19 protein-coding genes and 1 pseudogene are annotated in these 21,517 nt (G+C 73.9%); 9 read left to right on the top strand and 11 right to left on the bottom strand.

Going from position 1 to position 21,517, the window contains the following annotated elements; translation table 11 throughout:
• Nucleotides 1-6: 6 nt before the first annotated feature.
• From ACZ60B_RS30005 to ACZ60B_RS30035, 7 genes are all read right to left on the bottom strand, one after another.
• On the bottom strand, nt 7-1,008 hold the full coding sequence (locus ACZ60B_RS30005) for an SCO2278 family lipoprotein (RefSeq protein ID WP_469392379.1): 1,002 nt from the start codon (nt 1,006-1,008) through the stop codon (nt 7-9).
• Complete coding sequence (gene efeU / locus ACZ60B_RS30010; RefSeq protein WP_469392381.1) at nt 968-1,840, bottom strand: iron uptake transporter permease EfeU; 873 nt, start codon at nt 1,838-1,840, stop codon at nt 968-970. The genes ACZ60B_RS30005 and efeU overlap by 41 nt, the downstream gene beginning before the upstream one ends.
• Before the next feature lie 3 nt (nt 1,841-1,843).
• Nucleotides 1,844-3,127, bottom strand: coding sequence for an iron uptake transporter deferrochelatase/peroxidase subunit (gene efeB / locus ACZ60B_RS30015; RefSeq protein WP_469392383.1), 1,284 nt, complete (start codon nt 3,125-3,127; stop codon nt 1,844-1,846).
• 11 nt (nt 3,128-3,138) lie between these two features.
• Nucleotides 3,139-4,278 carry an iron uptake system protein EfeO gene (gene efeO / locus ACZ60B_RS30020; RefSeq protein WP_469392385.1) on the bottom strand — a complete coding sequence of 380 codons (1,140 nt, stop codon included), beginning with the start codon at nt 4,276-4,278 and terminating at the stop codon, nt 3,139-3,141.
• A gap of 189 nt (nt 4,279-4,467) precedes the next feature.
• Complete coding sequence (locus ACZ60B_RS30025; RefSeq protein ID WP_469392387.1) at nt 4,468-5,298, bottom strand: heme ABC transporter ATP-binding protein; 831 nt, start codon at nt 5,296-5,298, stop codon at nt 4,468-4,470.
• 97 nt (nt 5,299-5,395) lie between these two features.
• Entirely contained in the window at nt 5,396-6,511 is a 1,116-nt protein-coding gene (locus ACZ60B_RS30030; protein WP_469392389.1) for a FecCD family ABC transporter permease, read from the bottom strand.
• Nucleotides 6,508-7,515, bottom strand: coding sequence for a heme/hemin ABC transporter substrate-binding protein (locus ACZ60B_RS30035; RefSeq protein ID WP_469392391.1), 1,008 nt, complete (start codon nt 7,513-7,515; stop codon nt 6,508-6,510). The genes ACZ60B_RS30030 and ACZ60B_RS30035 overlap by 4 nt, the downstream gene beginning before the upstream one ends.
• A 122-nt stretch (nt 7,516-7,637) precedes the next feature.
• On the opposite strand from ACZ60B_RS30035, the gene ACZ60B_RS30040 reads away from it, so the two are divergent.
• From ACZ60B_RS30040 to ACZ60B_RS30050, 3 genes are all read left to right on the top strand, one after another.
• On the top strand, nt 7,638-9,101 hold the full coding sequence (locus tag ACZ60B_RS30040; RefSeq protein WP_469392393.1) for an HtaA domain-containing protein: 1,464 nt from the start codon (nt 7,638-7,640) through the stop codon (nt 9,099-9,101).
• Nucleotides 9,102-9,157: 56 nt separating this feature from the next.
• On the top strand, nt 9,158-10,696 hold the full coding sequence (locus ACZ60B_RS30045; RefSeq protein ID WP_469392395.1) for an HtaA domain-containing protein: 1,539 nt from the start codon (nt 9,158-9,160) through the stop codon (nt 10,694-10,696).
• A 115-nt stretch (nt 10,697-10,811) separates the two neighbouring features.
• Nucleotides 10,812-11,456 (top strand): PhzF family phenazine biosynthesis protein, encoded by a 645-nt coding sequence (locus ACZ60B_RS30050; protein WP_469392397.1) that lies wholly within the window; start codon nt 10,812-10,814, stop codon nt 11,454-11,456.
• Nucleotides 11,457-11,547: 91 nt separating this feature from the next.
• Here ACZ60B_RS30050 and ACZ60B_RS30055 read toward each other — a convergent pair whose 3' ends face one another.
• Nucleotides 11,548-12,195, bottom strand: coding sequence for a biliverdin-producing heme oxygenase (locus ACZ60B_RS30055; RefSeq protein WP_469392399.1), 648 nt, complete (start codon nt 12,193-12,195; stop codon nt 11,548-11,550).
• Between the two features lie 181 nt (nt 12,196-12,376).
• Nucleotides 12,377-13,234, bottom strand: coding sequence for a type I methionyl aminopeptidase (map, locus tag ACZ60B_RS30060; protein ID WP_469392401.1), 858 nt, complete (start codon nt 13,232-13,234; stop codon nt 12,377-12,379).
• 58 nt (nt 13,235-13,292) lie between these two features.
• Between map and ACZ60B_RS30065 the strand changes: the two genes are divergently transcribed.
• Nucleotides 13,293-13,526: a hypothetical protein gene (locus ACZ60B_RS30065; protein ID WP_469392403.1), complete on the top strand. Its 234-nt coding sequence runs from the start codon at nt 13,293-13,295 to the stop codon at nt 13,524-13,526.
• A 52-nt stretch (nt 13,527-13,578) separates the two neighbouring features.
• Here the strand turns inward: ACZ60B_RS30065 and ACZ60B_RS30070 are convergent, their stop codons facing one another.
• Complete coding sequence (locus ACZ60B_RS30070; RefSeq protein WP_469392406.1) at nt 13,579-14,181, bottom strand: hypothetical protein; 603 nt, start codon at nt 14,179-14,181, stop codon at nt 13,579-13,581.
• A gap of 117 nt (nt 14,182-14,298) precedes the next feature.
• Here ACZ60B_RS30070 and ACZ60B_RS30075 point away from each other — a divergent pair, with 117 nt between their 5' ends.
• The 3 genes from ACZ60B_RS30075 (at nt 14,299) to ACZ60B_RS30085 (ending at nt 16,442) form a co-directional block, all read left to right on the top strand.
• On the top strand, nt 14,299-15,372 hold the full coding sequence (locus ACZ60B_RS30075; protein ID WP_469392408.1) for a sialidase family protein: 1,074 nt from the start codon (nt 14,299-14,301) through the stop codon (nt 15,370-15,372).
• Nucleotides 15,373-15,409: 37 nt separating this feature from the next.
• The gene (npdG, locus tag ACZ60B_RS30080) at nt 15,410-16,114 is read left to right on the top strand and encodes an NADPH-dependent F420 reductase (RefSeq protein WP_469392410.1); all 705 of its coding nucleotides are present in this window, start codon (nt 15,410-15,412) and stop codon (nt 16,112-16,114) included.
• A gap of 145 nt (nt 16,115-16,259) precedes the next feature.
• Nucleotides 16,260-16,442 carry a hypothetical protein gene (locus ACZ60B_RS30085; RefSeq protein ID WP_392616889.1) on the top strand — a complete coding sequence of 61 codons (183 nt, stop codon included), beginning with the start codon at nt 16,260-16,262 and terminating at the stop codon, nt 16,440-16,442.
• Here ACZ60B_RS30085 and ACZ60B_RS30090 read toward each other — a convergent pair.
• Entirely contained in the window at nt 16,432-17,232 is an 801-nt protein-coding gene (locus ACZ60B_RS30090; RefSeq protein ID WP_469392412.1) for a site-2 protease family protein, read from the bottom strand. The two genes, ACZ60B_RS30085 and ACZ60B_RS30090, sit on opposite strands and share 11 nt — an antisense overlap.
• Before the next feature lie 165 nt (nt 17,233-17,397).
• Between ACZ60B_RS30090 and ACZ60B_RS30095 the strand changes: the two are divergent.
• Together ACZ60B_RS30095 and ACZ60B_RS30100 are read left to right on the top strand one after the other, a co-directional pair.
• Nucleotides 17,398-17,586: pseudogene (locus ACZ60B_RS30095) on the top strand (DUF6578 domain-containing protein); the annotation flags it as partial.
• Between the two features lie 385 nt (nt 17,587-17,971).
• Nucleotides 17,972-21,364 (top strand): AfsR/SARP family transcriptional regulator, encoded by a 3,393-nt coding sequence (locus ACZ60B_RS30100; protein ID WP_469392414.1) that lies wholly within the window; start codon nt 17,972-17,974, stop codon nt 21,362-21,364.
• Nucleotides 21,365-21,517: the final 153 nt, after the last annotated feature.

Genomic DNA, 21,517 nt, shown 5'->3' on the forward strand with positions numbered 1-21,517 from the left:
TCGGGGCTACTCGCCCCGGCCCGCCGTCAGGCCCTGGACCTTGCCGATCATCGACACCTGGCCGGCCCCCGCGCCCTGCTTCGGGTCCAGTACCACCTGGTTGGAGACGAACTCCATCGTCAGGGACTGCTTGATCTCGCCCTTGGTCAGCGCCTGCACGCTCTTGTTGGGCGTGGGGACGGACGCGCCGGCGGCGGCCGTCTGCTTCACGTAGTGGTGCGTGGTGAAGAACACCAGCGCCCCGCCGTCCGCCGTGCGCAACGCCAGCGGGGCGTAGTCGTCCCGGGTCAGCGCCTCGTCGATGTACTGCGTGGCCAGCCCCGGCCGGCTGGCGCCCTTCGTCCGGTCCGCGCGCAGCACGCTGGTGTACGTGCCGTCGGCGAAGGACTTCCCGCCGTTCCTGAGGTACGTCGCGTAGTCCTGGCTCAGGTCGGCGGGGGACACGGCCAGTTCCGTGGAGTTCACGGGGACGGCCTCCGCCCAGCCGTCCTTGTCCTTGGCGAACCGCGGTACGGCGTCCGGGGCGACCAGCGTCAGGTACGACACCCGCCACGGCTCGGACAGGCCGCTCCGCAGGAACACCATCAGCCAGCGTGCCGTGCCGCCCTTGTTGGCCTTGGCGTCGGCGACGAACCAGCGGGGCCAGCCCGCCTTCTCGGGGATGGTGTACCGCACGTCGGTGAACGTCAGCGCGGTGTGCGCCGCATTGCCGGACGGGCTGACGCTGTGCCCGGCCGTCAGCCGCGCCCCGTCGATGTCCGAGAGGGCGCCGGTGACGAAGTCCGCGTCCAGGGAACGGTCGTACGCCTGGTCGGCCTTGTTGTACGCGGTGGTGAACTGCCCGAGCGCCTCGGCGGCCTCGGGGGCCGTGGTGGCCGGGAGCACCTCGCGCTCGCCGTGCACCACCACGCAGCCGCCCGCCGTCAGCGACAGGACGGCCACCGAGGCCGCGATCAGCGCGCTCCGCTCAAGACTGCTCGGCCTTCGCGGGCCGCGAACCCTGGTCATCAGGTGCCGTCACCTTCCCCTTCCCGGAGGCGAACCCTACCGGGGCGAGGAACACCGCGAGTGTCGGGACCAGGTACAGCAGCCACACCGTGACCTGGAACACGGTCGGGTCGGGCTGGAAGTTGAAGACGCCCTTGAGGAGGGTGCCGTACCAGCTGCCCGGGTCGACGGTGTCGCTGATGTCGAAGGCCAGACTGCGGATGCCCGGCAGCCAGTTGGCCTCCTGGAGGTCGTGCACGCCGTACGCGAGCACGCCCGCCGCGACCACGACCAGCATGCCGCCGGTCCAGGTGAAGAACTTGGCGAGGTTGATCTTCAGGGCGCCCCGGTAGAACAGCCAGCCCAGCAGGACCGCGGTCGCCAGGCCCAGCGCGACGCCGACCAGCGGGCGAGGGGTGCCGTCGCTGGCCGCGTGCACCGACGCCCACACGAACAGGGCGGTCTCCAGGCCCTCCCGGCCCACCGCGAGGAAGGCGGTGGCGACCAGCGCGCCGGTGCCCATCGCCAGCGCCGCGTCCAGCTTGCCGTGCAGCTCGGACTTCAGATGGCGGGCGGTGCGCCGCATCCAGAAGACCATCCACGTCACCAGGCCGACCGCGACGATCGACAGGGAGCCGCCGAGCGCCTCCTGCGCCTCGAACGTCAGCTCCTGAGAGCCGAATTCGAGGACGCAGCCGAAGCCCATCGCGATGGCGACCGCGATGCCGATGCCGATCCAGATCGGCCGCAGGGCGTCCCGGCGGCCGGTCTTGACCAGGTAGGCGATCAGGATGCAGACGACGAGGCTGGCTTCCAGTCCCTCGCGCAGGCCGATCAGATAGTTGGAGAACACGGACTACGCCTCCTCGGAGAACAGCGCCCGGCCCCACCAGTCGTCCTTGTCCCGGACGCCCGGCGGGACGGCGAAGTGCGCCGAACCCACGTGCTGGATGTATTCGTTGAGCGCGTCGGACGCCGACAGCCGGCGTTGCAGCGGGATGAACCCCTTGCGCACGTCGCGCATGTAGGCCAGGAAGAACAGACCCGCGTCGAGCCGGCCGAGACCGTCGGTGCCGTCGGTGAAGGAGTAGCCCCGGCGCAGGATGGTGATCCCGTCGTTGGAGTCGGGGTGCGCGAGGCGCACGTGCGCGTCGGGCTTCATCGCCTTCAGGAACGGCGCGTCGTGCTCCTTGGCCCTGCCGACCGGCGCGCCCTCGCCCTTGTCGCGGCCGAAGACGTCCTCCTGCTCCTGGAGCGAGGTGCGGTCCCAGGTCTCGATGTTCATCCGGATGCGCCGGGCGACGAGGTACGAACCCCCGTTCATCCAGGACGACTTGGCGTCGACGTCGGAGTCGCCGACCCAGACGAACTTCTTCAGCCGGTCCGTCTCCGTCCCCGCGATGTTGCGGGTGCCGTCCTTGAACCCCATGAGGTTGCGCGGGGTCTGGGCGTCGGGGGTCGTCGACGAGGTCTTGCCGAAGCCGAGCTGGGACCAGCGGATGGCGACCTTGCCGAAGCCGATGCGGGCCAGGTTGCGGATCGCGTGCACGGCGACCTGCGGGTCGTCCGCGCACGCCTGGATGCACAGGTCGCCGCCGGTGCGGGCTCTGTCGAGGTTCTCGCCGGGGAACTTGGGCAGGTCGACGAGCGCCGCCGGGCGCCGGTCGGCCAGACCGAACCGGTCGAAGAACGACGGGCCGAAGCCGATGGTGAGGGTCAGCCGCGAGGGCTTCAGGCCCAGCGCCTCGCCGGTGTCGTCCGGCGGCGCCTCGGCGAGCCCGCCGTAGGCGCCCTCGCCGACCGCCTTGCCCGCGGTCATCCGCCGGGCGGCCTCGGTCCAGTCCTTCAGCATCTGGACGAACGCGGCGCGGTCGTCGGTCTTCACGTCGAACGCGGCGAAGTGCAGCCGGTCCTGGACCGGCGTCGCGATGCCCGCCTGGTTGGCGCCGTGGAAGGCGACCGCGGCGCCGGTCTCGGCGGCGGCCGGGTCCACGTCGTTGCCGACCCGGGTCATCGCCACCGCGCCGCCCGCGGCGGCGGCGCCGAGCGCGAGGCCCGCGCCGCCCCAGCCGATGAGCGAGCGCCGGGTGGGCGCGCCGCCGGAGGCCGCCTCGGCGGTGGTGTCCTGAGCGTCCGTCATCGGTGCCTCTCCTACTTCACGACGGCGGCGGCGAGCTTGGACAGCGGCTCGGCGAGCGCGTTCACCGCGTCCGAGAGCTCCTTGCGCTGGTCCCCGGTGACCTTGTCGTAGGAGACGAAGTCGTACGAGGTCTTGTCCGCGCGGTACTTGTCCAGCAGCGCGTCCAGCGCGGCGAACTGCTTGTCCAGCTCGCCGGCCAGCGCCGCGTCGTTCTTCTGCGCGACCGGCTTCAGCAGCTCGTACGCCTTCTGCGCGCCCTCGACGTTGCCCTTGAAGTCGGACAGGTCGGTGTGCGAGTAGCGGTCCTCCTCGCCGGTGACCTTGCCGGTGGCGACCTCGTCGAGCAGTTCCTTGGCGCCGTTGGCCATCGAGGTCGGGGTGATCTCGGCCTTGCCGACCCGCTTCTGCCAGTCCTTCAGGTCGGTGACCAGCCGGTCGGCGAGGCTCTTGTCGGTGTCGGCGATCTTCTTGTCCTCCCAGAGCGACTTCTCCAGGCGGTGCCAGCCCGTCCACTCCTGGCCCTCTTCGAGGCCGTCGGCGCGCACGTCGACCTTGGGGTCGATGTCGCCGAAGGACTCGGCGACCGGCTCGGTGCGCTCCCAGCCGAGGCGGGAGGGCGCGAAGGCCTTCTTGGCGGCTTCCAGGTCACCGGCCTTGACGGCGGCGGCGAAGGTCTCGACGAGCGGCAGCGTGGCGTCGGCCTGCTCCTGCGCGTACTCGCGGTAGGCGGCGACCGCCCTGTCCAGCTCGGGGTTGCGCTTGGCGGCCGAGCCGCCCGTCACGGTGAGCTTCTGCCGGATGCCGAGGCCCTTCATGCCGGGGCGGCAGGCGATCTCGTACGACCCGGACTTCACCTCGGCGGTCAGCGTGTACTTCGTGCCCGGGCCGATGTTCTCCTTCTCGGAGACGATCCGGTCGTCCGGGAAGAGGATCTCGACCTCGGTCGCCTTGGAGCCCTTGTTCTCGATCTTCAGCGTGACCTGACCGGCCGGCACCGACGCGGTGGACGTCTTGCACGTCGAGTCCGCGGCGGTCACCTGTATCGCGCCGGCGTCGTCGGAGGCGGTGCTCTTCTGCGTGCAGCCCGTGACGGCGGTCAGAGCCGCGGCGGTGGCGACGGCGGTGACGACGGACAGTCTGGCGGCTCGCATGCAGGCTCCCACGGGTGGCTGGAAAACGGCGTGACGGTACTCACAAGGATTGGTGAGGCTGGCCTAACTTAACCGAGGCTTACCTGTCCGATACCCCTGCGTGGCGTGATTCACCTCTCATAGGCGCCGTAAGGCCACGAGATGATCACGACTGCTCAATTGGTACGTAAACAACGAGTCAAAGCTGATTCAAAGATTCCGCTTCGGGTTTACGAGCGTGGCGCCGGTGCGCGGGTGACGCAGCACCTCGACGGGGTGGTCGTAGACCTCGGACAGCAGGTGTTCGGAGAAGACCTCGGCCGGCGGCCCGTCGGCCGCGACACCACCGGCGCACAGGATCGCGACCCGGTGCGCGTAGGCCGCGGCGAGCCCCAGGTCGTGCAACACCACGACCACCGCGTCACCGGCCTGCGCCCTTGCCCGGCACAGCCGCAGCACCGACTCCTGGTACTTGAGGTCCAGCGCGGCGGTCGGCTCGTCCAGCAGCAGCAGCGGAGCCGCCTGGGCCAGCACCCGGGCCAGCGCGACCCGGGCCCGCTCACCGCCGCTGAGCGCGGAGAACGGCCGCGCGGCGAAGCCGGACATCTGCGTCGCGGCCATCGCCTCGGCCACCGCCCGGTCGTCCTCCGCGGGCGAGGCCGGGTGCGGGGCGCGGCCCATCCGGACGACCTCCTCGACCGTGAACGGGAAGGACAGCGCGGCCTCCTGCGGCAGGACCGCGCGGCGCAGGGCCAGTTCGGCGGCGGACCACTCGGCCGCCGGGCGCCCGTGGACGCGTACCGCGCCCCCGGCGGCCGGGAGGTCGGCGGCGAGGGCGCCGAGCAGCGTCGACTTCCCCGCGCCGTTGGGCCCGACCAGCGCGAGCACCTCGCCCGCCCGCACGTCCACGTCCACGCCGCGCAGCACCTCGCGGGTGCCGAGACGCACGCGCAGGGCCTCGGCGGCGGCCAGGACCTGGCCCGGGCGGACCGGGGGAGGCGGCAGCGGGCGGGGGCGCAGGAGCGCTCGGGGGAGTCTCACGGCCGCTCCTCATGCGTTCGGGGAGATGTCCTGCGTGCTGTTCCCGCCTTCGGGGCGGCCCCGTGGACGCGCTCCTCGCGCCCGGGCCGCCGAGCGTTCATGCCCAGCCCCCCTGTCCGCGGCGGGTGCGGCGCAGCAGCCAGAAGAAGAAGGGGCTGCCGAGCAGGGCGGTGAGGACGCCGAGCGGGAGTTCGGCGGGGGCGGCGAGGGTACGGGCCGTCAGATCGGCGGCGAGCAGGACGAACGCGCCCAGCAGGGCGCTGCCCGGCACCAGGAACCGGTGCCCCGGCCCCGCCGCCATCCGCAGCAGATGCGGTACGACCAGGCCGACGAAGCCCACGATCCCGCAGACGCTCACCGCCGCCGCCGTCAGCAGCGCGATGACCAGGACCAGCACGATCCGCAGCCGCTCCACCTCCACGCCCAGATGCCGGGCCGGCCGCTCGCCCAGCGCCAGCAGGTCCAGCCGGCGGGAGTACCGGGGCGCCAGCGCCAGCCCGGCCGCCGCGCACGGCAGTACCGCGAGCACCTTCGGCCAGGTCGCCTGGGAGAGCGAGCCGAGCTGCCAGAACGCGATCTGGTTGACCGCCGCGGTGTCCGCGAGGAACAGGAACAGCCCGATCAGCGCGCCCGCGAAGGCGTTCACCGCGATCCCGGTGAGGATCAGCGTCACCACCTCCGTACGGCCGCCGGAGCGCGACATCGCGTACACCAGCAGGACCGTGCCGAGCCCGGCGGCGAAGGCGGCGGCCGGCACCGTCCAGCTGCCGAGGAAGTCCAGCCCGAACGCGATCGCGGCGACCGCGCCGACCGCCGCGCCCGAGGAGACGCCGATGACGCCCGGCTCGGCGAGCGGGTTGCCGAACACCCCCTGCATCAAGGCGCCCGCGCAGCCCAGCGAGGCGCCGACGAGCAGCGCGAGCACGATCCGCGGGAAGCGCACGTTCCACAGCACCGACTCGGCGACCCGGTCCGACTCCGCGCCGCCCAGGCCGATCCGGTGCTGCACGGAGGACAGCACGTCACCGGTCGGGATCGGGTACGCGCCCAGCCCGGCGGCGACCGGCACGAGGACGAGCAGACCGAGCACCAGCCCGGCGGTGAGCCAGGCGGCGGTGCCGCGTCCGGCGGGTGCGGGGACGACGGCCGGGGGCCGTACGGGCCCGCCCCCGACGGCCGTGGACCGTACCGGCTCGTCCTCGACGGCGGTCATCGCGCATCACCCCCGTACAGCTGCGTCACGATCGACTCCAGCACCTGGTCGGTGCGCGGCCCGTAGTTGAGCAGCACGCCGTCCTCGACGGACACCACCCGCCGGTCCGCCCCGGCCGGCGTCTGGGCGACACCGGGGATCTTCACCAGCCCCTCGATCCCGCCGACCGACTCGAGTCCCTTGGCCATGACGAGGATCGCGTCCGGCGCCGCCCGGACGAGCGCCTCGGTGGTGATGGCGGTGAAGTCCTTGTCCAGCCCCGACTCCGCGCCCGCGTCGACGGCCCCGGCCGCCTCCAGGAGCGAGACCGCGCCCGAGCGCGCGCCGCCGATGAGGTACACGGAGGCCGAGCCGCGCAGATAGAGGAAGGCGACCCGCGGCTTGCCGGTGTGCCGTGGAATCTCCTCGCGCACGGCGGCGATCCGCTGCTGCGAGCGCCGGGCCAGTTCCGTCCCCGCGGCCGGTACGCCGAGGGCGTCGGCCACGGCCCGGATGCGCGGGCCCACGTCGGCCAGACCCCGGGCCGGGCCGACCACCAGGACGGGCACCCCCGCGGCCCGGATCTGGTCCATCGCCTCCCGCGGGCCGGTCGTCGTCTCGGCGAGGACCAGATCGGGGCGCAGGGCGAGCACGCTCTCGGCCGACACGTCGTGATTGCGGGTCACCACCGGCAGTTCCGCGGCCTGTTCGAAGGTCGCGGTGATGTCGCGGGCGACGACACGGTCGCCGAGGCCGAGCGTGAAGACGATCTCGCTGAGGCTGCCGGACAGCGGCACCACGCGCCGGGCCTCGGCGACGGTCACCTTCCGGCCGTCGGCGGAGGTGACGGTGACCGGCAGCCGGGGCTGCGGGGTGTCCGTCAACGGCTCGACGCGGTCGGCCCGTCCGGTCGCCGTGGCCGCTCGCCCCGGTGCTCCGGAGCCGTCGGAGGCGGCCGTGCAGCCGGCCGCGGTGAGGGTGAGGGCGAGCACCGAGACCAGTGCTGCCGCCAGTTGGGTGCGCAAGCGTCGCACGGTCCGTCCGTTTCTCTCGGGGCGTCAGTCGGTGTGGAGCGGATGAAGCTTAGGTTAGCCTTACCTATGTTCGCCACCGTCACCGCTCCCGTACCGTGTCCGGAGGACCTGCCATGCCCGCACGTCTTCGTGCCCTCGTCGCCGTGTTGTGCGCGGCTGTGCTCGGGGCCCTGCTCCCGGCCGCCGGCGCGCACGCCGCGAGCCGTACCGTCCAGGGCGGCCGGCTCGACTGGGGCGTCAAGTCCTCGTTCCAGAGCTATGTCACCGGGCCCGTAGCGAACGGCGGTTACTCCCTGACCGGCGGCGCCGCCACCGTGGGCGCGAGCGGCTTCCGCTTCCACTCGGCGACGGGCGCCTACGACGCCGCCACCGGCGCCTTCCGCGCCGCCTTCGCGGGCGGGGTCCGCTTCGTCGGCCACAAGGCGGCGGACGGCGCTTACCAGTTGGACCTCACGCTCAGCCGCCCCAGCGTCCGCGTCACCGGCTCCACCGGCACGCTCTACCTGGACGTCACCAGCAAGGCGAAGGGCACCGGGACGGTCACGACGTCCTCTCAGGTGCCCTTCGCCGCCCTCTCCCTGGGCGGCATCGACATGAGGGGCGCCGGCACCTCGGTCGTCCTCGCCGGCGTGCCCGCCACGCTGACCTCGCAGGGCGCCAGGTCCTTCGCCGGGTACTACACCGCCGGGACGGCCCTCGACCCGGTGAGCCTGGCCGTGGACGTGCGGCCCGCGAAGCAGGCCCCGGGCCCGGCCACGCCCACGCCCTCGCGCACGAAGGCGGCCGTGAGGAAGGAGCGCGCGGGCGACGCGATCGAGGACGGCGCCGTCGACTGGGGCGTACGGCGCACCTACCGGGAGTACGTCACCGGAGGCATCGCGAACGGGCGGTGGACCCTGTCCGCCGGCGCCCGGGACGGCGGCGCGCTCTTCCGTTTCCCCGCGGGCCGGGGCACGTACCGCGAGGGCGCTCTGACGGCCCGGTTCGCCGGGGCGGTGCGCTTCACCGGGGACCGCGGCCTCGACCTGGAACTGAGCGGACTGCGGGCCGTCGTCGACCACGGCGTCGGCACCCTGTACGCCGATGTCGCGGGCGCGGACCTCACCCGGAAGAAGGTCCCGCTCGTCACCTTCGCCGCGAATGGGCTGAAGGACGACCACGGTCTGGTCGCGCTCACCGAGGCGCCCGCGAAGCTCACCGCCGACGGCGCGAAGGCCTTCGGCGGGGTGTACCCGGCGGGCACCGCGATGGACCCGGTGTCGCTGGCCGTGACCCTGACCGACGGCGCCGTGCTGCCCGCGCTGCCCGACCTCGGCGACACGGCCGGCGACACCGCGTCCGCCGTGCCCACGCCGGTGTCGCCGGACGCGCCGAAGACCTCTGCGGAGCCCGTCGCGAGCACCTCCACCGGCGGCCGAGGCGGCGCGGCCCAGGCCTTCGCCCTCGCGGCGGGCGCCCTGCTGCTGGCGGCCGCGCTGTTCACGGCGGCCCGCCGCCGCACCCGGCGCCCCCGCACGGCGACCGCCGACGCCTCTGCCGACGCCTCTGCCCACGCGCCTGCCGAGAACCGGCCCTGACCGGCCCCGGCCGGCCCTGTTCCCCCTGCATCCCCGTATCGAGGAGAGATCCCGCCATGCCCGCCAGCATCCGTCCCCGCAGACGACCGCTCGCCCTCGCCGCCGCGGTGGCCACGGCCACCACCCTGGGCGCCGCCGCGCTCGCCCTCGCCCCCACCGCCTCCGCGGCCGAAGTGCCGCTCACCGGCTACCGGTTGACCTGGGGCATCAAGGAGTCGTACCGCTCCTACGTGACCGGACCCTGGGCGCAGGGCACGTTCACGGCGTCCGACGGCGCCACGCAGGCCGCGGACAACGGCGTCTTCACCTTCACCGACGGCCAGGGCACCTACGACACCACCACCCACGCCGTGCGCCTGGCCTTCCAGGGCACCCTGACCGTCCGGTCCACGGCCCACGGCTTCACCCGGGTGCTGTCCGACCTCCGTTACGACAGCGGCGCGGGCGTCCTGACCGCCGACCTGGTCGCGGACGACGGAGCGAAGCAGCAGGACGTGCCGGTCGCCGAGGTCGCCGCGCCGACCGGCCCGGAGATGACCGACCTGGGCACCACGCTCACCGCCGAGGCCGGCGCGTTCCTCGGCAGCGCCTCCTACGCGAACGCGGCCGGCGACCCGCTGACGGTGGCGCAGCCGCCGGCCACGCAGTCACCGAGCCCGTCGGTCACCGGGTCGACCTCGCCGTCCCCGTCGACGTCCGCCACGGAGTCGGCCTCCGCGTCCCCGTCGGTGTCCGCGACCGCTTCGGCCTCCGCGTCGGCGTCCGCGTCCCCCGGCACCAGGCCGTCGCCCTCCGGCTCCGCGACCGAGCCCGCGCCGCGGGGTGACATAGCCGACGGCACGCTCGTGTGGGGTGTGAAGGAGTCCTTCCGCACGTACGTCGTGGGCGGCGCCGCCCAGGGCACCATCACCGCGTCCGGCGGTGCCGCCCAGGCCGCGGGCAACGGCGTCTTCACCTTCCCCGACGCCACCGGCACCTACGACACCGAGGCCGGCACCCTCTCCGCCGCCTTCGAGGGCGCGGTGGACTTCAAGGGCCACGAGGACAACGGCACCTACGGCCTCGACCTCACCCTCGCCGGCCTGAAGGCCACCGTGGACGGCGGCAAGGGCGAACTGACCGCCGATGTGACGAGCCTGGGCAGGACCTCCCAGGACGTGGTCCTGGCCGACCTGACGACCGCCTCCGCCGACCTCACCCCGGAGGACGACGTCCTCACCCTCGACGACGTCACCGCGACGCTGACCGCGGCCGGCGCGAAGGCCTTCGGCGGCTTCTACACCCAGGGCACCGCACTCGACCCGGTCGACCTGTCGGTGGCCCTGACCGACGACGCCGAACTCCCCTCCGGGGGCTCCGGCGGTACGGGCGGCTCCGGCGGCACGGACGGCACCGGTGGCACGACGGGAGGCTCCACGACCGGCGGCACCACCGGCTCCGTCACCGGCGGCACGTCCGCCGGCACGACCGGCGGCAGCATGGCGGCGACCGGTGCGGGCGTCCCCGTCGGCGCCCTGGGCGCGGCGGGCGCCGCGGCCGTGGCGGCGGGCGCGGGCACGGTGTACGTCGTGCGCAGGCGCCGTACGGAGGCGTAGCACCTCTGTCCGGGGGCGGACCGGGCCGGCCGTGTCGGGCCGCCCCGGTCCGCCCCCTGCCGCACCCCGGCCACCTGGGACGACGTCGCGTCCCGGTCGGTGCTTCAATTCCCCGGTGACTGATTACGACGTGCTGCGCGTGTTCTGCGCGGCGAACGGCGGGTACGGCAACGAGCTGGGTGTCGTCCGCGACGGCTCCCGGCTGCCGGACCGGGACGACCGGCAGGCCCTGGCGCTGAAACTGGGCTTCAGCGAGACGGTGTTCGTGGACGACCCCGAGCGCGGTGTCATCGACATCTACACGCCCACCCTGCGGCTGCCGTTCGCCGGACACCCCTGCGTCGGCACGGCCTGGCTCGTGGACGTGCCCGAACTGGTCACACCGGCCGGAGTGGTCGGGGCGCGGCAGGACGGCGAGTTCAGCTGGATCGAGGCGCGGGCCGAATGGGTCCCGCCGCGCACCCTGCGCCAGTACGCCACCGCGGCAGAGGTCGACGCCCTCACCGTCCCGCCGCCCGGCGAGTGGATCTACGCCTGGGCCTGGGAGGACGAGGCCGCAGGACGCGTGCGCGCCCGCGCCTTCCCCGGCCGTGACGACGGCATCGACGAGGACGAGGCGACGGGCGCGGCGGCGATCCTGCTGACCGAGCAGCTCGGCCGGGCGCTCAACATCACGCAGGGCGCGGGCTCCCAGATCCTGACCGCGCCCCAGCCGTACGGCTGGGTGGAGATCGGCGGCCGGGTCCTCCTGGAACGCTGACGCCCGCCCGGGAGGCGTTCGGGGGCCGCCCGGACGCCTCGGGGCCGGGAGACGCCCTCCGCCGGCGGCCCCGCGGGTGCGTGGGGCGCGCTCACGCGCTGAGCGGGAACTCCTCGGCCAGCGCGCCGAACACCGCCGTGTTCAGCGCGAACGCCCGCTTGCACTCCGTCACGATCCGCTGCCGCTCCAGATCGTCGGCCCGGACCGTGTCCAGCAGCTCGCGGTAGCCGCGCTTGAACGCGGCCGGGTTGTCGATCTCCTCGAAGACGTAGAAGCGGACCCCGTCGCCCTTGCGCGCGAAGCCCCAGGTCCGTTCCGCCCGGTCGCGGATGATCTGGCCGCCGGAGAGGTCGCCGAGATAACGGGTGTAGTGGTGGGCGATGTACCCGGCGGGCCACCGCTCGGCGCATTCGCGCACCCGGTCCGCGTACGCCCGCGTCGCGGGCAGCGCGGAAAGGCCCGTCCGCCAGTCGGCACCGCGCAGATGCGCCAGGTCCCGCTCCAGCGCGGCCAGCCGGAACAGCTCCGGCCGGACGAACGGCCCGGCCACCGGGTCCCCGGCCAGCCGCTCGGACGCGGCTTCCAGCGCCTCGTAGACGAACCACAGCTGCTCGGTGTAGCGCGTGTACGCGTCCACACCCAGTCGGCCGCCGAGCAGATCGCTCATGAACGTCGAGGTCTCGGCCTCCGTGTGCTGTTCGTGCGACGCGGTGCGGATGACTGTCGAAAAGGAGTCCATGGAGCGCATCATCTAAGGTAAGCCTTACCTAAGTCAACAGGTTGCCGACGTTCTGTCGGCAAGTCTGCAAGGACGTTTCCCCGGATCCCGGCCCTCGTAACGGGAAGCGGCCCCCGTGTCGGCGGGCAACGAGGAAGGCCCGCTCTCCGGGGAGAGCGGGCCTGAAGCGGGGCGGGCGGTGCTACGGCAGGGTGAGGATCTCCGCGCCGGTGTCCGTGACCACGAGCGTGTGCTCGAACTGGGCCGTCCGCCGGCGGTCCTTGGTGACGACCGTCCAGCCGTCGTCCCACATGTCGTACTCGTGGGTGCCGAGGGTCAGCATCGGCTCGATCGTGAAGGTCATCCCCGGCTGGATCAGCGTCGTCGCGTGCGGACTGTCGTAGTGCGGGACGATCAGCCCGGAGTGGAACGACGAGTTGATCCCGTGCCCGGTGAAGTCCCGGACCACGCCGTACCCGAACCGCTTGGCGTACGACTCGATCACCCGGCCGATGATGTTGATCTGCCGACCGGGCCGGACCGCCTTGATCGCGCGGTCGAGGGACTCCCGGGTCCGCTCCACCAGCAGCCGCGACTCCTCGTCCACCTCGCCGACCAGGTACGTGGCGTTGTTGTCGCCGTGCACCCCGCCGATGTACGCCGTCACGTCGAGGTTCACGATGTCGCCGTCGCGCAGCACCGTGGAGTCGGGGATGCCGTGGCAGATGACCTCGTTGACACTGGTGCACAGGGACTTGGGGAAGCCGCGGTAGCCGAGCGTGGACGGATAGGCGCCGTGGTCGCACATGTAGTCGTGCGCCACCTTGTCGAGTTCGTCCGTCGTCACACCCGGCGCGATGACCTTCGCGGCCTCGGCCATCGCCCGCGCGGCGATCCGGCCGGCCCGGCGCATCGCCTCGATCGTCTCGGGCGTCTGCACCTCCGGTCCGGTGTACGGCTTCGGCGCGGGCCGTCCGACGTACTCGGGGCGGCGGATGTTTCCGGGCACGGAACGGGCGGGAGAGAGCTCACCTGGTACGAGCAGCGACTGGCCAGACATGCCAGCGAGTCTAACCAGCGGGGATGGGGGAACATGTCGATGGCGAGAGGAGCTGGTCATGGCCCTGTTCAAGAAGCGCACCGTCGGCAAGCCGGGCGAGTGGTACTACTGCCTGGAGCACAAGAAGGTGGAGGAGGGGCCGGACTGTCCGGGCAAGAACCGCTTCGGCCCGTACACCAGCCGCGAAGAGGCCCAGCACGCGATGGACACCGCCCGCGAGCGCAACCTCCAGTGGGAGACCGACCCCCGCTGGCACGACACCCCGGCGGGCGGCACCCCGGACGAGGACTGACCACGCCTTCGGGGCGGCGGGCCCCGGTCGCCGGGTCCCGCCGCCCCGGTCCTCACCAGGGGGCCGGTGGCGGTGCCGTCAGCCGGTCGGCCAGGCCGGACAGCCGGTCCCGCAGCCGTCGGCGCCCCCGGGGGGCGGGCAGCGCGTTCTCCCCGGCCCCGGCGCTGACCAGGTGCTGCACGGTGTCCAGGTCCAGATCGGTGCTCTCCGGCACGGCGAGCGACTCATGGGCCATGGACACCAGGTCGCGGTCCCCGCGGCCGAGCGTCAGGACCGTCGCCCCGGCCCGGCGGGCGTCGTGCACCCGCTCCAGCAGCGGGCCGCCCGGCCCCTCGGGCGCCACCACCAGCAGCGTCTCGCCCCGCCGCGCCGCCTCGATCCGGCCGAGACCGGCCGCCAGGTGCGCCGGGTCCGAGGCGCGCGCGTCGTGCCGTACGAGCGTGGGGGCCAGCTCCGGCGTCCCCGACCAAGCGGCCTCGTCCACCAGATGCGCGGCCAGATGCCAGGGCTCGTACCCCGGCGTCCCCACCAGCAGCAGACCGCCCCCGTGCGACACCACGGATCCGCGCAGCACCCCCGCGAACCGCCGGGTGGCGCCCAGCCACTCGGTCCCGGCGAGCACTTCACGCAACAGCGCGACCCGTACGGCGTCCATACAGCCGCATACTGCCTCAACCCATCACTCGTGACCCGCAGTTCACCCCGAATTCGCCCGACCCGGGGAAGGAGGGGACGTGGGGGACACACGGGAGACAGGGCCTGAGGAGTTCCCATGACCGAGACCACCGTCCCCTTCCGCGCGGGCCGCGAGGGGTATGCGAGCTACCGGATCCCGGCGGTGGTCCGCGCCGCCTCCGGCGCCCTGCTCGCCTTCTGCGAGGGCCGCGTCGACTCCGCGCGCGACCACGGCAACATCGACATCGTGCTGAAGCGCTCCACGGACGGCGGCCGCACCTGGGGCGCGCGGACCGTGGTCGCGGCCAACGGCACCGACCTCGCGGGGAATCCCGCCCCGGTCGTCCTCGACACCGGCCGGGTCCTGCTCGTCCACGTCCGGGCATCCGGCACCGCCACCGAGGACGCCGTCCTGCGCGGCAAGGTCAAGGACGCCGACGGCCGGCGGGTGTGGGTGCAGCACAGCGACGACCACGGCGTGACCTGGTCGCGCCCGACGGAGATCACCAGGCAGGTGAAACGGCCGGGCTGGCGCTGGTACGCCACCACCCCCGGCCACGCCCTCCAGTTGAGCTCGGGCCGGGTGGTCGTCGCCGCCAACCACACCGTCCCGCCCACCGGCACCGACCTCGGCAACGAGCCGCGGTACAACAGCGGCCACTGTCTGCTCAGCGACGACCGGGGCGCGACCTGGTACCTCGGCTACGTCGACGAGAACACCGACGGTTACGTCAACGTCAACGAGACCACCGCCGCCGAACTCCCCGACGGGCGCGTCTACTTCAACACCCGCAACGACTCCCCGTCACCGGGCAACAGGGCCGACGCCCACTCCGCGGACGGCGGCCGCACCCTGCAAAAACCCTTCCGCCCGCAGGCCGGTCTGACCGCCCCCGTCTGCGAGGGCAGCGTCCTGCACCTGCGCGACCCCGACGTCCTGCTCTTCTCCGGCCCCGCCGACCCCGCCGCCCGCGCCCTGATGACGGTGCGCGCCTCGGTCGACGGCGGTCTCACCTGGCGGCCGGCGCACACGGTGAGCGGGCTGCCCGCCGCCTACTCCGACCTGGTGCGCGTCGACTCGGACACCGTCGGACTGCTCTACGAGACGGGCGACTTCGGCCCCTACGAGACGATCGCGTTCCACCGCGTGCCCGTGACGGAGCTCACCTGACCCGATGGGCGGCCCGGCCCGCACGTAAAGTCGGCGCATGACCTCTAGCGACAGTGCACAGAAGGCCCCCGCCAAGGACCCCTGGAAGCTCCCCGACGTCTCCGGGCTCGTCGTCGGTGTGCTCGGCGGGACCGGGCCGCAGGGCAAGGGCCTGGCCTACCGGCTCGCCAGGGCCGGGCAGAAGGTGATCATCGGTTCGCGGGCCGCCGAACGCGCGCGGGCCGCCGCCGACGAACTCGGTCTGGGGATCGAGGGCGCCGACAACGCCGAGACCGCGCGACGCAGCGACATCGTGATCGTCGCCGTGCCCTGGGACGGCCACGGCGAGACGCTCCAGTCGCTGCGCGAGGAACTCGCGGGCAAGCTCGTGGTCGACTGCGTCAACCCGCTCGGCTTCGACAAGCAGGGCGCCTACGCGCTGAAGCCCGAGGAGGGCAGCGCCGCCCAGCAGGCCGCCGCCCTGCTTACGGACTCGCGGGTGACGGCCGCCTTCCACCACCTGTCCGCGGTGCTGCTCCAGGACGCGGAGATCGACGAGATCGACACGGACGTCATGGTCCTCGGCGAGGAGCGCGCCGACGTGGAGATCGTCCAGGCGCTGGCCGGCCGCATCCCCGGGATGCGCGGTGTCTTCGCCGGCCGGCTGCGCAACGCCCACCAGGTGGAGTCGCTGGTCGCCAACCTGATCTCCGTCAACCGGCGCTACAAGGCGCACGCGGGGCTGCGGGTCACCGACGTGTGAGCCGCGCCGCCGGCCGGCCCGGCGCGGCGTCCGCGGGCCGACCGGTGCGCGGACGGCGCCCCGGCGGGTGAGCCCGTGCCGGACGGCCGGCGCGATGGGGGACACTGGACGGCGCCAGCAGTGTCCCCCGACAGGAGCCGTCCCCATGCCCCGCCTCGCCCTCTACAGCCTCGTCGTCTGCCTCCTCGCCGTCGTCGCGGCGGTCGTCTCGTTCGTGCAGGGCAGCTGGCTGGGCGTCGTCTGGGTGCTGCTGGCGGGTCTGTCGTCCAACATGACCTGGTACTACTTCAAGCGCTCCCGGGCGCAGGGCCCCTCCGTCACGGGCTGACCGCGCAGAATTCGTTCGTACCCTCCCAGAAGCGGTAGAGCGCCTGGCCGCAGTACGTGTCGTTGCCGCTGATCCCGAGGCCGCGCAGGATCGTGTCGATCACGTCGAAGAAGGCGTGGTTGACGGACGGGAGCCACAGCAGCGCGAACACGAACAGCAGTCCGAACGGCGCGAACGGCTCCACCTGGCGCCTGACGTTGTACGACAGCCAGGGCTCGATGACGCCGTAGCCGTCGAGACCGGGCACCGGCAGGAAGTTCAGCAGCGCGGCCGTGACCTGGAGCAGGGCGAGGAAGGCCAGCGCGTACCGGAAGCCGCTCGGCACGCCGTCCAGCGCGCCCAGCCAGAACGGGGCCGTGCACACGGCCGCGAACAGCACGTTCGTCAGCGGTCCCGCGGCGGAGATCAGGCTGTGCCGCCAGCGTCCCCGGATGCGCCCGCGCTCGATGAAGACGGCACCGCCGGGGAGCCCGATCCCGCCCATGATCACGAACAGCACGGGCAGCACGATGCTGAGCAGCGCGTGGGTGTACTTGAGCGGATTGAGGGTCAGATAGCCCTTCGACCCCACCGTGATGTCGCCGCTGTGCAGGGCGGTGCGCGCGTGCGCGTACTCGTGCAGACACAGCGACACGATCCACGCGGCCGTCACGAACAGGAACACGGCCACCCCCGGCTGCTCGGCGAAGCCGGTCCAGGTCGCCCAGCCCGTGACCGCGGTGACGGCCAGGATGCCGACGAAGACGGGGCTGATCCGCCGGTCGCTGTGGCGGGTGGTGGTGGCGGTCATCAGTCGGGCTCCTGTACTGCGTCCGGGCGCTGCGTGGGTGCTGGGAAGCCCGACCGTACCGGGCGCGGGGCGAACACGGGGAAAACGTCTCGCGTCCGGTCGCCGTTCCCGGGAAGGTGGGGCCATGGGACTCTGGCACGTGTTCTACCCCGGCCGACGGACGGAATGCTGCGGCACCCCGTTCGAAGCCGACGGCACGGCGCCCGGTGGCCCGAGGTCCCCGGCCGGGTGCGGGCCGTCCGGGCGGTGTGCCGGAACCACGCCGGGACCGCGCGCGGCGCGCGTTCGTGGGAGCCGGTGCCCGGACGCCTGCGGCTGCGGCCGGCGGAGGGCTGCCCGAAGTGGTCCGACGACCGGTTCGACGTCCGTTCCGACGACGGTGAGGTGTGCGCGGGGAGGACGGCCGGGGCCGCCACCGGTCCGAGGAGGGGGCCCGGTGACGCCGGAGGTGCCCGGCGCCGGCTCACGGCTGTCCCGCGCGGCGCGCCGGGCGCGGGGCGTCCCGCCCGCCGGGGCCGTGCCGGGCGCCGGGACCGCGGGACCGGCGCCGGAGGCGCTGCGTACGCTGCCGGAGGGGCTGAGTACGGTTTCCGGGAGCGGGCCGTCGTGAGGGGACGGGGGACAGGCGGCCGGAGGTGGGCGGGGAGACGGCCACCGGGGCGCGAGCGACCTCCCCACGACCCCCGGGGCACGCCCCGCCGACCGAACCCCGTGACCTGCCCCGACGCCACCGGAGACAATGGACCCCGTGCGCTATCGCATCCTCGGCACCACCCAGGCACTCCGCGCCGACGGCACGTCCGTCGCGGTCGGCGGGGCGCGGCTGCGCGCCCTGGTCACCGTGCTGGCCCTGCGGCCCGGCCGTACCGTCCCCGTGAGCCTGCTGGTCGACGAGGTGTGGGACGGTGACCCGCCCGCCGACGCGCCGGGCGCGCTCCAGGCGCTGGTCGGCCGGCTGCGCCGGGCGCTCGGCGCGGACGCGGTGGCCTCCGTGGAGGGCGGCTACCGGCTCACCGCCGCGGCCGACGACATCGACCTGCACCGGTTCGAGCGGCTGACCGCCGACGGCCTGCGCGCCCTGGCCGACGGCGACCCCGCGAAGGCGGCCGGCGTCCTCGACGACGCCCTCGCCCTGTGGCACGGACCCGCCCTCGCCGACCTGCCCGACCGCACCGCGCGGGCCGCCCGCTGCGGGACCCGGCGCCTGGACGCGTTGCGCGCACGCCACACCGCCGCGCTCGCCCTCGGCCAGGCCGAGCAGTCCCTGCCCGAACTGACCGCGCTGTGCGAGGCCCATCCCCTCGACGAACCCCTTCAGACGCTGCGGCTGCGCGCCCTGCGCGACGCGGGCCGCACCGCCGAGGCACTGGCCGCCTACGAGGACGTACGACAGCTGCTCGCGGACCGTCTAGGCTCCGATCCGGGACCGGAACTGCGGGCGCTGCACACGGAGTTGCTCAACCCGCCCGTGGGGACGGCCGGGCCCGCGCGGCAGGTGTCCGGCGCCCGCCCGCCCGCCGTGGCCGACGAGTCCCACCCCCAGAGGCCGGGCAACCTCCGGGCCCGCCTCACCTCCTTCGTGGGCCGGGAGGCCGACATCGATGCCATCCGGGGAGACCTCGCCGGGGCCCGGCTCGTCACCCTGCTCGGGCCGGGCGGCGCCGGGAAGACCCGGCTGTCCCAGGAGTCCGCGGAGGGCGTGCGCGACCTGGCCCGGGACGGGGTGTGGCTGGCCGAACTCGCCCCCGTCGACGATCCGTCCGACGTCCCGGAGGCCGTGCTCACCGCCATCGGCGCCCGCGAGACCGTGCTGCACGGCGCCGGCGCCGAGGGCATACGGGCGGCGGCCGCCGACCGGTACGACGACCCCGTGGAGCGGCTGGTCGAGCACTGCGCCCGACGGCGCATGCTGATCGTCCTCGACAACTGCGAGCACGTCGTCGAGGCGGCCGCCCGGCTCGTCGAGGAACTGCTGGAACGCTGCCCGGAGCTGACGGTGCTCGCCACCAGCCGCGAGCCCCTCGGCGTGCCCGGGGAACTGCTGCGCCCGGTGGAGCCGCTGCCCGAGCCGGCCGCCCTGCGGCTGCTCGCCGAGCGCGGCGCGGCCGCCCGGCCCGGCTTCCGGATCGCGGACGACGCCGAGGCCTGCGCCGAGATCTGCCGGCGGCTCGACGGGCTGCCCCTGGCCATCGAACTCGCCGCCGCCCGGCTGCGGATGCTGACGCCCCGCCAGATCGCGGACCGGCTCGACGACCGCTTCCGGCTGCTCACCTCCGGCAGCCGTACCGTCCGCCCCCGCCAGCAGACCCTGCGCGCGGTCGTCGACTGGTCCTGGGACCTGCTCGACGAGGACGAACGGGACGTCCTGCGGCGCCTGTCGGTCTTCGCGGGCGGCTGCGACCTCGCCGCCGCCGAGGCCGTGTGCGGTCCGGCCGCGCTGGAGGCGCTCGGCTCGCTGGTCGACAAGTCCCTTGTGGTGGCCGCGCCTTCGGCCGTCCCGCCGGAGTTGGGCACGGACCGGGCCCCGGGCGGGGGCCCGGCGCCGGGAGCCGAGCCGCGCCCGGCCCAGGGCCCGGACGCCGGGATGCGCTACCGCCTCCTGGAGACCGTCGCCGAGTACGCGGGCGAGCGCCTCGACGAGGCGGGCCGGCGTGTCGAGGCGGAGCGCGCGCACCTGACGTACTACCGCGAACTCGCCCGCACCACCGACCCGTTGCTGCGCGGACCGGGCCAGCGCGCCGCCATCGAACGCTTCCAGACGGAGTACGAGAACCTGCGCACCGCGCTGCGCCACGCCGTGGCCGCCCGCGACGAGCAGGAGGCCCTGTGCCTGGTCCTGTCGCTCGTCTGGTACTGGCAGATGCGTGATCTGCGCATCGAGGCCCGCAGCTGGTGCGCCGAGGTCATGACCCTCGGCCCCGACCCGTTCACCGAGCCCGTCCGGCCGGCCGCCCCGGTGTGGCAGCGCTGCACGGACGCGCCGCCGCCGATGACCGGCGAGGTCCTCGCCGAGGCCCGTCGCGGCCTGCACCTCTCCCATCTGGCCTGCATGGACACCGAGATGGAGGCCTGGCAGCAGCCGCAGGCGCAGGCCAAGCTGCGCGTCGTGGCCCAGACGTACGAGCCGGGGATGCCGCAGATCTGCCGCGCGCCCGGGATGCTCTGGTTCTTCGCCGTGATGCTCACCGGCGACATGCAGCGCATCCGGCTCATCATCGACGCCGCCGTGCGGACCTGCCGCGAGACGCCGGACTTCGAGTGGGAGCTCGCGGGCAGCCTCCAGATGCGTGCCAACCTGCTGGCCAACCGCACCGACTGGGCGGGCGACGCGGCCCACGACGCCGACGAGGCGCTGGAGATCTTCCAGCGGCTCGGGGACGCCTGGGGCACCGCCGAGGCGCTCTCGGCCCGTGCCGAGGCGCACGAGCGCAAGGGCGCCTATACAGCGGCCGCCGCCGACTACGAGGCGGCCATCGAACACTCCGACCGGCTCGGCGCCCGTGCCCAGGTGGCGATCCTCACCGCCCGGCTCGGCGCCGCGCTGCTGGAGGCGGGACAGGAGGAGGAGGGCGAGCGCCTGCTGCGCGGGGTGATCGGCCTGGGGGAGAACCCGTCCAACGAGGCGAGGCCCTTCGCCCGGCTCTTCCTGTCCGGCTGGCTCAGCGTGAAAGGCCGTACGGTCGAGGCGCGCGAGCACATCGGGCTGCTGCGCGAGGAGTTCGGGCTGGCCCACTTCGTGGTCTTCGACGCGTTCATCCTGGGCTCGGAGGCCTGGCTGGACGCGGTCGACGGCCGCCACGAGGAGTCCCTGGCCACCGTCCGGCAGGCACTGGAGAAGGCCGGCGACCGGCTCGCGCAGAACATCGCCCCCCACATGCGCTCCATCTACCTGTCGGTCGCGGCGGTCTCCCTCGCCCAGGTCGACGGCGGCGCCCGCGCCCGGGACGCGGCCCGCTGCCTGGGCACCGCCGCCGGACTGCTGCCCCCCGGCCATGTCGCCGGGGTCATGGAGCGCGCGGTGCAGGACCTGGCGGAGCGCTCCGTGCGGGCCGCGCTCGGCGACGAGGAGTACGAGACCGCGTACGCGGCGGGCGGCGGTCTCTCCTACGAGGAGGCCGCGGCCCGGGTCTGAGGGCCCCGAACAGCTCCGAGGCCCACGGCAGGGCGGCGGGGGGGGCCCGGGGGGGGGGGGCCCCCCCGGGGGGGGGGGGGGGGGGGGGCCGGGGCGCCCCCCGGGGGGGGGGGGGGGGGGGGGGCGTTTGGGGGGCGACCGCCGCCACACCAC

The organism is Streptomyces sp. NPDC104096 (genome assembly GCF_055584385.1).